At 42.8% G+C, this 14,248-nt stretch carries 11 protein-coding genes; all 11 read right to left on the bottom strand.

What is annotated here, in order from left to right:
- Positions 1-590 precede the first annotated feature (590 nt).
- Positions 591-1,448 carry a tetratricopeptide repeat protein gene (locus L1271_RS20905; protein WP_010607880.1) on the bottom strand — a complete coding sequence of 286 codons (858 nt, stop codon included), beginning with the start codon at positions 1,446-1,448 and terminating at the stop codon, positions 591-593.
- Between the two features lie 78 nt (positions 1,449-1,526).
- Positions 1,527-3,449 carry a DNA topoisomerase III gene (locus L1271_RS20910; protein WP_010607879.1) on the bottom strand — a complete coding sequence of 641 codons (1,923 nt, stop codon included), beginning with the start codon at positions 3,447-3,449 and terminating at the stop codon, positions 1,527-1,529.
- 103 nt (positions 3,450-3,552) lie between these two features.
- Positions 3,553-5,667 carry a methyl-accepting chemotaxis protein gene (locus L1271_RS20915; protein WP_235368707.1) on the bottom strand — a complete coding sequence of 705 codons (2,115 nt, stop codon included), beginning with the start codon at positions 5,665-5,667 and terminating at the stop codon, positions 3,553-3,555.
- Positions 5,668-5,883: 216 nt separating this feature from the next.
- Positions 5,884-6,210 (bottom strand): Na+/H+ antiporter subunit G, encoded by a 327-nt coding sequence (locus L1271_RS20920; RefSeq protein WP_010370840.1) that lies wholly within the window; start codon positions 6,208-6,210, stop codon positions 5,884-5,886.
- A gap of 9 nt (positions 6,211-6,219) precedes the next feature.
- On the bottom strand, positions 6,220-6,489 hold the full coding sequence (locus tag L1271_RS20925; protein ID WP_010370838.1) for a K+/H+ antiporter subunit F: 270 nt from the start codon (positions 6,487-6,489) through the stop codon (positions 6,220-6,222).
- On the bottom strand, positions 6,483-7,019 hold the full coding sequence (locus L1271_RS20930; RefSeq protein WP_010607877.1) for a Na+/H+ antiporter subunit E: 537 nt from the start codon (positions 7,017-7,019) through the stop codon (positions 6,483-6,485). The genes L1271_RS20925 and L1271_RS20930 overlap by 7 nt, the downstream gene beginning before the upstream one ends.
- Entirely contained in the window at positions 7,020-8,534 is a 1,515-nt protein-coding gene (locus L1271_RS20935; protein WP_010370834.1) for a monovalent cation/H+ antiporter subunit D, read from the bottom strand. It lies immediately after the preceding gene.
- Positions 8,531-8,872 carry a Na+/H+ antiporter subunit C gene (locus tag L1271_RS20940; protein ID WP_010370832.1) on the bottom strand — a complete coding sequence of 114 codons (342 nt, stop codon included), beginning with the start codon at positions 8,870-8,872 and terminating at the stop codon, positions 8,531-8,533. Before L1271_RS20940 ends, L1271_RS20935 begins: the two co-directional genes overlap by 4 nt.
- Positions 8,872-11,664, bottom strand: coding sequence for a monovalent cation/H+ antiporter subunit A (locus L1271_RS20945; RefSeq protein ID WP_017217780.1), 2,793 nt, complete (start codon positions 11,662-11,664; stop codon positions 8,872-8,874). The genes L1271_RS20940 and L1271_RS20945 overlap by 1 nt, the downstream gene beginning before the upstream one ends.
- Positions 11,665-11,867: 203 nt before the next feature.
- Positions 11,868-12,995: a hypothetical protein gene (locus L1271_RS20950; RefSeq protein WP_102056362.1), complete on the bottom strand. Its 1,128-nt coding sequence runs from the start codon at positions 12,993-12,995 to the stop codon at positions 11,868-11,870.
- Complete coding sequence (gene nlpI / locus L1271_RS20955; RefSeq protein ID WP_010607873.1) at positions 12,973-13,860, bottom strand: lipoprotein NlpI; 888 nt, start codon at positions 13,858-13,860, stop codon at positions 12,973-12,975. The genes L1271_RS20950 and nlpI overlap by 23 nt, the downstream gene beginning before the upstream one ends.
- Between the last annotated feature and the right edge of the window lie 388 nt (positions 13,861-14,248).

Here is a 14,248-nt window from a genome sequence, read left to right on the forward strand (position 1 = left end):
TTGTTTGTTTCTACTTTTCAAAAAAGTAAAATCAAAACGAATTGACTATATAGTCACTCAGTTACAATTGAGACTCTAAATTTGTTTGCGTCATCTAGCGAACTAGAATCTGCTGTTAGAACTCAATTTGTACGAGTGCCCACACAGATGATTGCTTCATATTTTTAAAGAACACTTCGAAACATTTCGTTGTTTCGAGGGGTGTGCATTCTAAGCACTCCCGATTTTTTGTCAACACTTATTTTTGAATTTCTTGAGAAGTTTTATCTTAAGTTTTCAAAGCTAAGTTTTACTCGACTACTAACTCGTTGACTCATTGCTTTTCAGCACTGCTCCCCGTGTCGGTGGATGCGCATTATAGGGAAATCCGATTTTAGTGCAACCCCTTTTTTCATTAAAACTTATAAAAAAGGTTTGTTCGAACAGAAAACACACAAAACCACTTAAAAACCACATTAATGAAATATTTTCTTCATAAAACTGTCACCAGTTTTCGCGAAGGGATCATAAGTATTGATCAAATTTGGGAGGATGCAAGATACAGTTGAAGAAATTTTCACCTGTATCTTGGTATTCAACTATCTATTCTTTTAGTAAAGAAGACTATATAGCTTTCGTCGATATGCTGAAGCAACACTATCGCCATCAGGAAGCGAAGCGATAATATCTAAAAATCCCTTTTTGGCTTCACCGTAGTTCATATCTTTCTTAAGCACCATAAGTAGGCTTGCCAATGCTTCTTCTTTTTTACCCACATCTAACTGAGCTTGAGCTAACTGACAACGTAAGTCTAATGAATCAGGTTCAGCTTCCACCGCTTGCTCTAGACGCTTTACCTCTGGTGAATCTTGTGCAGCCGCAGCTTGCGCCAATTTAGCGACTAAATTGTGGTAATACGGGTCTCGCTGTTCTTCATTTATAGAATCTAATAACGCTTGAGCTTCATCAAATTTTTGAATTTGCATGCAGATATCCGCAAACACCAACTTAACCCGAGTGTTACTACTGTCAATGTCGTATGCCTTCTTCGCATAACCAAAGGCATTATTTAGGTCACCGCTTGCGAGGAACTGCTTCGCTTGATCAAGTAAAATAACTTCAGGTGATGGTAAATGCTCAGACAAAGCTTCTTTAATTTCTTCTTCTGTTTTTGCCCCTGCCAGCATATCTACTGGCGCACCACCTTTTAAAATCACAATCGTTGGCAAAGCTTGTAAACCAATTTGCTGAGCGAGTTGAGATGCCAGCGCTTGTTGGACATCACAATCAATAACGCCTACGGTTATATGCTCACTATAAGCTGCCGCTATCCTCTCCAATATTTGGTCTTGCTGAACACATTCAGGATTTTGATTGCTATAAAAGGTCAGCAATAACACTTTCTCTGGATTTGGATCGGTTATTACTTGCTGAATGTTTTCAGGGGTTAGTTGGATTTTATTGCTCATATTCTATTTTCTGTCTGAGTAATTAATATGGTTGATATAGTGACACTATCTGAATTTACAACCAAGCCAAGAAAACAATTATGCAGAGCTTGGCTTTCTCTTTCGGGTAAATTTCCCCTTTCTTGCACCACGTTTTTTAAATGCAGGTACAGGAACACCTTTCAGTGCATTCGTATTGATAGACTGAGCGCTGTCAATAAATCCACCTAACTCATCACAAAGCGGTTGCATAAATTGATTATACGACGTTTCCTTATTGGCGATCTTTCCGAGCAATGACTCCCAGAGCGCAGTTCTATCTGGTAATGAAAGTGACTCAGGTAGGGTTTGAATAAATGCTTTTCCCAGCGCCGTAGAATATATCGTCTTACCTTCTCGTCTAAGAAACTGCCGTCTAAACAAAAGCTCAATAATTCCGGCCCGCGTCGCCTCTGTGCCAAGCCCATCAGTGTCTTTCAATACCTTTTTGATAGATTGATCGGAAACAAACCGTGCAATACCTGTCATCGCACCTAATAAGGTAGCTTCAGTGTAATGCTTTGGCGGCTGAGTTTGTTTTTCTTTAACTTCACCTTTCTCGCATAAAAGTTGCTCTCCCACCTGTAACTCCGGCAATAGGCTTTCTTTCTCGACCTCATGACCTTTAAACAGTATCTTGAATCCTTGATCTGTTATTTGCTTCGCTTGTGCTTTGAATTGACCACCACTAATCTCCAACTCCACTTTAGTTTCGTTGTAGCGGTAGGGGTGAAAGAATTGCGCAAGATACTGTACAGAGATGAGTTGATAGACCTGTAACTCTCTATGCCCAAGCTGAGCACTGCGGAGCTTTTTAGTGGTTGGAATGATAGCGTGATGCGCTTCTACCTTTTTATCATTCCAACACGCTCCTTTTAGATTCATGTCAGCTAACTTAATAAACTTACTTTCTATTCCCTGATTGTGCTCGGCAGCCGCAATGACTTGCTCTCTTTCAACAAAATGTTCTTGTGGTAGATAACGGTTATCTGATCTAGGGTAAGTGATCAATTTATGTTTCTCATAAAGTGCCTGACAAATATCCAACACTTGCTGAGCCGATAAACCGTAGCGCTTATTTGCGTCAATCTGCAAAGAAGAAAGGTTATAGGGTAACGGCGGGTTTATCTTTTTTGGTTTTGTTTCAACCTTATTTATTGTTGCTTGCTTTTGACTGATCCGATCCGCAACGTTTTCGGCTAAGGCCTTAACCAGAACACGCCCATCTTCGTCCATATAGGGCTTACATGCTTCACTTGGTACCCACTTAGCTTCAAAAACACCCCAATTTGGTTTATTGATGTGTGCAATCACCTCATAAAATGGTTTAGATACAAAGTTCTCTATTTCTAGATCTCTTCTAACAACCAAACCAAGTACCGGAGTTTGCACTCTGCCAACCGACAAAACAGTATTCACTCCCGCTTTTTGCCCGGCCAACGTAAATGCTCTGGTTAAATTCATCCCAAATAGCCAATCCGCTCTAGCTCTTGCAAGTGCAGATACACTTAAAGGAACAAATTCTTGATTAGAACGTGTCGAAGCCAATGCCTTTTTCACAGCTTGTGGGTTTAAATCACTGATCAACAAGCGTCGGATCGTTGCTCTTTTCCGTTCAGGCAAGTTTACAAATTGAAATACTTCGTCCACGAGCAATTGCCCTTCTCTATCAGGATCTCCAGCATGGTAGATTTCATCGGCTTTTGTGAGTAACTTTTTTAAAGTGCTAAGCTGCTTTTTTGTTTTTGGCTTTGCTTTGAACTGCCATTGAGTCGGCACGATTGGTAGATCATGAAACTGCCATTTTTTGTATTTGACGTCGTAGTCTTCAGGTTCTGCTTGTTCCAACAGGTGACCTATACACCAAGAAACCACATCACCATTCGCGACTTCTATATAACCATCTTGTTTTTTATGTGGTTTTGGTAAGACATCGGCGATTGCTCGGCCTAAAGAGGGTTTTTCTGCGATATAGAGTTTCATGATTAGCTTAACTGTATATAGATACAGTTATCATAGTGAATTTTGACGAAAAACACCATAGCTGCAAAGAGACTGTCTCCAGTCTCTTTGCAAACCAACAAACTTACGTTCTTAATAAATTAAGTTGCTTGTGTTTTTGTTCGACTATCAGCGTCATTGAACTGGCTGCTTGCTCTACTTCATCTGCGAACTTCGAAAGCTCAGCAGCGGCATCTGAAATGCCCGTCGTATTCGTATTAATTTCTTCGGTAACCATACTTTGCTCTTCCGCAGCCGTAGCAATTTGTGTTACTTCGTTAGAAATGCTTGTCAGCTCAGCAACTAGCGTACTCATTAACCTAGCCGATTCTTGGCAATAACTCACTGCGTCTTCACCTAGCTGCACAGAGCTCTCAATGATCCGGCCTGAGTTCGCGACTTCACTCTGTAGGTTATCTATTAGTTTACTAATGTCGTCCGTCGATGCTTGTGTTTTTGACGCCAAAGCTCGAACTTCGTCGGCAACAACCGCAAAGCCGCGCCCTTGCTCCCCCGCCCTTGCCGCTTCAATTGCTGCGTTTAAGGCCAGTAAATTAGTTTGTTCTGCAATGGCTCTGATCACTTCTAGTATTTTGGAAATATCATCACTGCGCTCAGATACCTTCACGACCGCTTGTTTTGCATCAATAACTTGATCCGCCATTGATTGCACCGTTTCGGTCGTTTTAATGATGCTTTGTTCGCTTTGCTGAACTTGATCTGCGGCCTGATTCGTACTTGCAGCCGCTTTTTCCGATGCCCGAGCCACCTCTGAAGCAGTTGCACTGAGTTCGTTAATTGCAGTAACTACGCTATCTATTTCTAAGTGCTGATTAGCGACTTTGTTTTTGATGTTTATCGCGGCTTCTGTTGTTCGATGCGACTGCTCGTAGGAAGATTCAGCAAGACCTTTGAGGTCATCAATCATCTTTCGTAGTTTATCAGTAAAGCGGTTAAAGCCATGTGCCAAGGCAATCAACTCAGCATGATGACTCACTTCTAGTTCATGCGTTAAATCGCCTTCGCTAGAAGCTAAGTTCTCTACCCGCTCCTGAATATGCGTAAGCGGGCCGATAATTGTGTTCACTAATACCACCGCAATGGCAATGCCAATAACGGCAATAACAATACCGATAATGAGCATCCAGCGACCAACGGAGTTTGTCGACTCCTCCAGCTGACTTTGCAGCGTTGTGGCAGAACTAAGTGCAATTGCCTTAGGTAGTTCGATTACTAGAGACCAAGTGGTGTTTGGTAACGCAATTTTAATCGGTACCGCTACGACTAAGTCTTCACCAAGCTCTTTAATCCCAGAACCTGTGTGCAGCGATTTTAACACCTCAGCCCTATCTGACTTTGTCGACTCAGCAAGTGGGAGGGCTAAATTCTTGTAGTGACTAGAACCCACAACAAGACCCAACTCACTTAACAAGGTTACCTTAGCGGCTCCTGAGTAAAGCGAGTTTGAGAGCTCGTCGACCATGGTTTGGAAAATCGGCAAATTTACATCCACGCCCACTAAGCCTCTAAATTGACGATTGACCACGACTGGTGTGGTCAATGAGGTCATCAGCATTTTGTTGCCCGGAGAAATTTCATATAAATAGGGCTCCATGATACACGGCGCTACTTTATCTTTTGCGCACAGATACCACTCGGCTTCTCGTAGGCCAAACTCATTGATTGCATCGGCATATTTTTCTTCTGCCGACTCAACTTTTTGTTGCATCGGACCATTGGCTTCTTGAGTAAAGTAGAGCTCTAAGGTACCAGCGCCCGGCACAGAGTGACTCGAACCACCTTGATTACTGGCATCATTGCCATCGTAACCATTCGGTTCAAACTGTGCATACATAGAAGACACAAAGCGATTTTGCTTTAGCGCACCATTGACAATTTCTTGCACTTGTTCACGGCTCAGAGGATCCTGCTCGGCGGTATGAGATAGTACACCCGCCAAAGTATAAGGAACACGATAGGCTTCATTGATAAAGCCAGCCACACGTTGCCCATATTGATTGCCTTTAGCGATAAGACCTTGGGATATTTCATCATAAATCGCTTGTTGGACCCCTTCACTTTGCTTGGTATTTTCTGCTGCAAGGTGAAACCACATTGTTGTCACTAATATAACAACCAAACTCGTTACTAATGCTGTTACAAAGAATAAGAGTTTGTTTTTAATCGAAGCTTGTTTCATAACATTCCCAGTTTTTAGACTTAGTATGCAAACAAATTGCACTGCACGTTCATCATCAACTTGATAAAACGAGTGACCCCTATTTTTATCGGCGACTATGAAGTCTTTTTTAACTGTAGCAAAAAATTTAATAACGTACTGAAATTTATGATGCTTGAGTGGGATTATTTAGGGAATAAATTATAAAGTGATGGGTAAAAAAATAGCGCCGAAGCACTATTTTTTTATCTTGTCTTTGCCTGTCGTCTTTTCATTACTCGGCAAGCGGTGATGTATTGCTGACTTAATCAGCATATATCCAGAAATAGGGGCAGTGAGCAGCAAAAATATTGAAATCAAGATTTCCTTTACACTCACACCATCAGTCGTGGTACTAAAATACACCATTGCCGAGGTCAATAAGCACGCCATTCCAAGCGTTGTGGCCTTTGTAGGACCGTGGAGACGCATAAAAAAGTCAGGCATTTTCACAAGACCAATAGAGCCTATCAATACAAACGCACCACCTAACAGTAATAAAATGGAAATTATCCATTCCGACATATCGCTCTCCTATTCTATGATGTCGCCGCGTAGCAAATACTTACATACCGCAACCGTACTTACAAAACCAAGCATTGCTATTAATAATGCGGCTTCAAAGTACAATGCAGTTCCCATACTCATTCCGTAAAGAATAATAAGCGCAATGGTATTTATGTACATGGTATCGAGCGCTAAAATTCTATCTGGAATTGAAGGTCCAACAACCAAACGCCAAAGATTTAGCAAAAGTGATACACCTATCATCGCAAAGACAATAAGAATTACAGTTTCTAGCATTCAAAAATCTCCTTCAATGGCGCTTCATAACGAGATTTAATAGTATCAATCAACGCTTGCTCATCCGTAAGATCTAACACGTGGATCAATAAGTATTTACGTTCTGGTTTTTCGCCACTTTTTACAGACTCAGGCCAAGGGTATACCTCAGCACTTACGGTGCCAGGAGTTAAAGATACCGTGCTGGCTAAAATAGTGATTGGCATAGCTTGATCTATATCGAGCGGCACCAACACGAAACCGGGGCGCAATTTCTTCGTTGGTCCTAAGATCTTTATCGCAACCTCAACGTTGGCTGTGATGATATCGTAAAGCACCAACAGCAAATGAGTAAACGCACGCCATGGCTTAATGATCAGTGGCTGCTTAGTTCTAAACCGATAGGTAATAAGCGGGATCACAATCGCTAGAATAGTCGCGAGAATAATATGCCCAGCTGACACACTATTATTCATCAATAACCACACAGTAAATAGCAGTAAGCTGCGAAATGGAGTTGGTAGCCATTTAAACCTTGCTTCTAAACGCATCTATTTCGCTCCTTTTAACACAGCATTCGTCATGCTAGAAAAGTCGTGTAAAGAGTCGGCTGCCGACAATGCGTAATCAGTCAATGGACCGGCAAAAATCACCATTAACGGCGCACAAGTTATCAAGGTAAGAATTGCGATAATTTGGGCTGGGTGCGCTTTTTCTGCCGATTGTGTATCGACCTTACCTGTATGATGCCAAAACACTGTGCTACCAGCTTTTGAGACACTTACTAATACCGCTAAGCTTACTAACAAATACACCGCCCAAAACCAATACGTGTGACTCGACTCGATGGTCGACTTTAAGATCCATACTTTGCCAATAAAGCCTGATAACGGCGGCATACCAATCACAGTGATTGCCGCAATTGCAAACATGATGCCAAGTAACATAGGTTGAACTACTGGGCGACCCGCGGTGATCCTATCAGCGACTTTCCCCCTTTGTTTCCCCACTAAATCAGCAAGTAAGAACAAAGCAGCAGACACTAATGTCGAATGCACTAAATAGTAAATGGCTGCAGCGCTGCTATTTACCGTTTGTACGGCGACTAATGCCACTAGAGTGCCAACTGACACCACCACTAAATTTGCAGACAGCTTACGCAAATCTTGACTAGCAAGTACGCCAATCCCACCCATGACGATAGTCGCCAGAGCGAGCCACCATAGCCACTCTTGTGCCATATGACTTAATTCACCAGCTTGATCGCCAAAAATCAGTGTATACACACGCATCATAGAATACACACCCACTTTAGTCATGATTGCAAATAAAGCAGCTACAACAGGTAACGCGGTTGCATAGGTGTTTGGCAGCCATAGATGAAGCGGTAGCAAGGCACCTTTTAGCGCAAATACAACCAATAATAACAAGCCACCAATTTTAGCAAGATAAACATCATCTCCTTGTAAGAAGGTGATCTTATATGCCATATCCGCCATGTTTAGGGTACCAAGCACACCGTACAAGATACCTAATGCAATCAAAAATACCGACGAACCTACTAGATTTAGGATCACGTATTGCAGTGAAGCACGGGTATTGTGCTTATCGCCACCATGCATTAACAGCGCATAAGACGCTATCAACAAAATCTCAAAGAATACAAATAAGTTGAACGCGTCACCAGTTAAGAAGGCGCCATTTACCCCCATCACCAAAAAGTGCAGTAACGGATGGAAGAAACTTCCTCGTTCGTCGTCTCCGGCACAGCTATACAGCGAACACACAAAACACAACAAAGCGGTTAAGCTGACTAACAGAGTCGAAAGTTGATCAGCAACTAACACAATACCAAACGGTGCTTGCCAGTTACCAATCGCATAAACCTGAATGCCAGACTGCTGAACATGTAGTAAAAGTGAGGCACAAACTGCAAACGTAATTAGCGACATGAGTACTGAAACTTTACGCCTAATCGCTAAGTTCTTACCACACGGTGGCATCAGCAGGATCACCCCTGCCAACATAGGTAATAAAATAGGTAAAGAAGTCAAATGTTGGATCATGCTTTACCCTTTTTGTCAGGAACAATGCCATTTACATGGTCATTACCCAAATCAGAACGACCGCGAATAGCTAAGATCACGACAAATGCCGTCATCGCGAACCCGATAACAATTGCCGTCAATACCAAGGCTTGCGGCAGTGGATCTGCATACTCACTGCTATAACCAAGCACTGCAGCTTTGTTTAAGGTCAATCTACCCGATGCGAACAAAAACAAGTTGACCGCATAAGACAACATAGTTAAACCAAGAACAACAGGGAATGTTCTTGCTCGTAGAATCAAAAATACGCCACAGGCTACTAGCAAGCCCACGCACGATGCATAAAGCAATTCCATTAAATATTCACCTCTTCTTTGGGCGCATTTGCCGTTACTTTACCTAGGCTCGCCAAAATCATCAGCGTTGCACCTACCACGGTGATATAAACACCAAGGTCGAATGCGATGGCACTTGCCAGCTCAGTTTTACCTACCAATGGGATATCAAAATAATCAAACCATGAGGTTAAGAATGGTTTGCCAAAGAACCAACTTCCCACACCGGTTGCTAGAGAAATAGCGATACCCGTTGCAATAATCTTGCGGTAATTGACATCAAAGCGCTCTGCAATCCAATTCGAACCATGAGCAATGTATTGTAAAATAAAGGCTATCGCCGTGATTAGGCCCGCGATAAATCCACCACCCGGTAGATTGTGGCCGCGCAAGAAAATATAAACCGAGACCAGCAATGCCAAAGGCAATAAGCTTTGTGAAATACTTGCCAGCAGTAGCGGATATCTTTCTTTCGCCCAAGGTCTACCTTCACTGTCACTGCCAGGCATAAACAATGGCAAATTAATCAGTAACTTATAAATCCCTAGTGCCGCAATACCCAGTACAGTAATTTCACCTAGCGTATCAAAACCACGGAAATCCACTAAGATAACGTTAACGACATTCGTCCCGCCACCGCCAACTTTGGCGTTTGCAATAAAGAACTCAGAAATACTATCCAATGGCCTTGTGATCAAGGCGTAACTGATACTTCCGATGATCACACCAATTGCTGAAGCAATACCCATATCACGGAGTACGCGAATAGAACTAGACTCCTTCGGCGTTCTTTGCGGTAAGAAGAATAACGCAAGCATCAACAGAATAATGGTCACTACTTCTACCGTTAACTGAGTAAGTGCCAGATCCGGTGCTGAGAAGCGCGTAAAGGCAACCGACACCATGAGACCAACAACCGAAATCATTAGCAGTGCAACCATACGAGTACGATGCCAGATAACCGTGCCAATCGCTCCAATCATTAATAAACCAGCACCAATACCGTTATGTACGTCAATTGGCGTCGGCTCTAAATTACCCACTAACTGTGACATTTCAAACAATGGCCAGCCTGCACTCACCAGCACAACGATAAACATCAGCATCAGATAACGCTGTAACGAACCATTTTCTATTGCGTTTACGCGCGCGCGACTCCAAGACACAATGTTGTACATAGTGCGTTCAAACGTTTTCTTAGCGTTCATTGGCGGTAATGAAGCTTGGAATTGGAATAGATATTTGCGCTGAGTATAAATTAATAAACCACCACATACCGCAAGGCCACTCATGAGCAGTGGTAAGTTAAAGCCATGCCAAATAGCAACCTCAAAGGTTGGCGCAGCCTCCCCTAATACCGCACTTGATGCTGTCTTTAACATGCCATCAACGATAAAGTTAGGGAACATGCCGACTATCAAACATAAAGCGACCAAGATTTCGATTGGAAAACGCATATAGCGTGGCGCTTCATGCGGCTCCTTGGGTAAATCAATTGGATCTCCGTTGAAGAATACGTCATGAATAAATCGCGCCGAATACGCAACAGAGAATGCACCGGCGATTGTCGCCAAAATTGGAATCAACCACGACATAGAGCCCAGAAGTTGCTGGTGTAGCGTCTCGGCAAAGAACATTTCTTTTGACAAGAAACCATTAAGTAGCGGCACCCCAGCCATTGCAGAAGCGGCAACCATCGCAAGCGTTGCGGTATAGGGCATAAATCGCCACATACCGTTGAGTTTACGCATATCACGAGTGCCCGTTTCATGGTCGATGATCCCCGTCGCCATGAATAAAGAAGCCTTAAACGTTGCGTGGTTGATAATATGGAAAACCGCTGCAACAGTCGCAAGTTCGGTATCCAGACCAAGTAATAAAGTAATAAGGCCTAAATGACTGATCGTTGAAAACGCCAAAAGACCTTTTAGATCATGTTTAAATAACGCAATATAAGCGCCAACGAGCAGCGTCGCTAAGCCAGTTAAGCCAACGAGAATAAACCACAGCTCTGTACCCGCCAGCGCAGGATAAAAGCGCGCCAGTAAGAATATTCCAGCTTTCACCATAGTCGCAGAGTGTAAGTACGCACTTACAGGCGTTGGTGCAGCCATCGCGTGCGGTAACCAGAAATGGAATGGAAACTGTGCGGACTTGGTAAATGCGCCCAGTAGCACAAGGATTAACGCCACTTCATATAATGCATGGGATTGAATAAGCTCACGACTCGATAAAATCACATCCAGGTTATAACTACCTACAATATCTCCTATCAACATCAAGCCGGCAAGCAGTGCTAAACCGCCACCACCAGTGATCGCAAGTGCCATTTTCGCCCCTTTGCGGGCCTCTGACTTATGCCACCAATAGCTAATAAGTAAAAATGAACTAATACTGGTAAGCTCCCAGAATAACCAAAGCTGTAATACGTTATTAGACATAACGATACCAAGCATGGCGGTCATAAAGAGCATTAAGTAAGCATAAAGTTTAGGCATGGAATCATTACTGCTAAGGTAGTATCTGGCATAGAAGATAACCAGCATACCAATGCCCAAGATCATGAAAACGAACAGCAACGCAAGACCATCCAGTCTAAACGCGATGTTAATATCTAGAAGCGGAACCCATTCAAATGTGTACCGAATAGTCTCTCCTGCGAAAACGGCAGGAGCGAGATCAACAGCAAGTAAAATTGCCACTGCTGGCGCTACTAAGGTTATAGCAGTCGACTGATTACGAGAAAGCTTTCCCGTAAATGCAGAGATAAAACTGCCAATTAAGGATAGCAAGGGTATCCAAAATAAAGTCATAGATGAAACCTTTTATTTGCGTCGTTATGGCTCGTTTAGATTAATGTGACATTCCCCCTTCCAAGTTGGAGCGATCGGTACACATTAACCACACGTACATGAACCCTGTTATACTTGATTAGTGTTTGAGTTGTCTAGAGTTTCACTTTCTAGCTGATGCTATTTTAGCCAACCTTAACAAACTATTCAGAATAAGTTCAAAACTATTCAGCCGAATTAACCGCTATTTTATCTTCTAAACGTATTGAATTCAGTACTGCTAACCACCTTTGACGGTAATTTGCATCTAACTTAATTGATTGATATTCGAGCAAAGAGTGACTATTCGAGGGTTTATATGAGGAAAATTTACCTAACTCGCAGGTGCGACTTGGCACCCAATTGTTCGGTGCGTGGTCACCAACGTAAAGATTTGGTGCCTTTTGCCCTGAAGTCGCGCAAAGCCATTTTGCTTTTTTAGCTGGTACTGGGTATTCATCTTCAAAACCACTAAAGTGCATAAGCTCGTGTACCAGCGTGTTGTAAGTGCTGGTGGCGCTCAAAGTCATGTGCTTACCGCTGACATTAGCAAGCCCCTCCGTTGCCATAAACACCAAGTGATCGTATTTTGACAAGCCCTGCTCGTATCGTAAGTCGCACATTGCAAATCCCCTTTGCCTCTTACAACTAAGTTTGTTCGCCGCATATATCGGTTTAGATAAACAATATACGCCTTTGGCTGGCTCTGGTTGTTGCTCATAAGCATGTTTAAGCACTTGTAAACGCTGCAAACCATCTAAATTACTGGCGATTAATGCAAGATTAAACTGACAAGACGCACTTGAATGCTGACGCTCTGAGAGAGTCTGAAACAGTCTTAAATAGGGATTATTCAAAAATGTCGTAACAGGCTTTCCTTGCCACACCGCGAGCAACGAAGTGAGTTCTGGGTTTAACGCGTAGCGTTTTGAAAGCGCATAAAGCAAGTGATATCGGCCAAGTGATACTAACTGCTCGGACACTTGCTGACGCTGCTGACGATTTAAACGAGACCAAGTATCGAGTAAAAGCAGCTTAGTGCTATTTTTCTGTTGAGCACTCAAATCGCGCTGTAGCCGTTCAAACTCCCAACTTGGTTGCTTTAGGCCTGCAATGGCTTTTACTAATTGTGCACTTGCTTGTGAGGGTAACACCTCAAGCGCCGGTGCAATGGCAAAATAGCTATTTGGATTGGCGACGACAAGTGCTGATTTTTGCGCGATAGAGAGGTGTGCATAATTAGGGCTGCTTGAAAACAGCAGCCCTATAAGCATAAAAATAAAAAGGTGTTTAGCTCGCGTCTTGTTCGTCATTCAACTGGGCAAGTAAATCAAGCTCAAGACGGGCGTATTTATGTTCTACAAACTCATATACATTGGTTGCCAATGCGAGCTTAAAATAGCTAATCGCAGAGGCTAAGTCCCCTTGGGTCTGATATTGCTTAGCCAGATAAAAATAGGCCTCACAGAGACGCTGCGCATACTCTTCTTGGGTGCTCACGCCCTCAGAGATCTGCGCAAGAAATGCTTCTTCAGATAAAGTCCCCAAATACAATGCAACTAACTGAGACGACCACTCGTCAGGGTCTAATGCTTGGCTATTTGCCGCCAATGTCTGCTTAGCAAGCGCATCGTCTACTTGCTGCTGAGCAATATACAGCCACATAGCACGGTACGCATCTTTTGGAGCACGCGCCAAAAAGGCTTCAAAATCTTTTACAGCTAAATCGGCTCTTTCACCGTAATACAATGCGATACCACGATTTAAATAGGCATATTCATGTTGCTCGTCGAGCTCTAGCACAGCATCAAACATTTCATATGCCCGGCCATAATTTTGCTCTAGCGTTTGGTGAATACCTAGGAAGTTATATACTTCAGCGAGATCTGGCTTAATTTTTACGGCGCGATTGAAGTCAATACGAGCAAGGGTTTGCAAACCAATGCTATCGTACAGCATACCGCGATTGTATAGTAGCTGCGCGCGTTGCTCATTTGCCATATCCGGCTGCAAGAGTAACTCGTTAAATCGAGCAATGGCAATTTCATTACGGAAATTGGCTTGAAGTGGTACTGCAAGCGGAACATTTACAATGTTTTTAGTGGCCTCTGGCTGCGTGCTTTTACATCCTACCAGCCCCATTAGCACTAATGGCACAACTATTTTCGCTAACTTCATTTCCTTCCTCATTCAATGGCATTTGCCCGTTTAGAGTCTTTGCACAGGTATACCAACAATCTGATTATGTAACCTGAGGTTTGGATAAGGAATGTTCCAACTCATTGTTGCTAAAGCACAACTTAGTTTTCTCCTTGTCTAGCCAGAGAGCTTTAGGGAAAACAAGGCGAATTTACGCACCAATAGCTGGCTATTGGAAGTGAATTCAACGCAGTTAGCGCTAAAACTTTCTGCTAGAAAGGCATTAATTATCCGCAGCTCAGGTTATGTACTATAACTTTGCCTAGTTCTCTATTGACCAGATAAACTCAGTTTTGTTTCATCATTTTGAGTCAAACAGCATTAAAGCATAAAAAAAGGGGCTATTCAGCCCCTTTACACTTCTATT

It is taken from the genome of Pseudoalteromonas sp. OF5H-5 (assembly GCF_021530695.1).
In the GTDB taxonomy this organism is placed as follows: domain Bacteria; phylum Pseudomonadota; class Gammaproteobacteria; order Enterobacterales; family Alteromonadaceae; genus Pseudoalteromonas.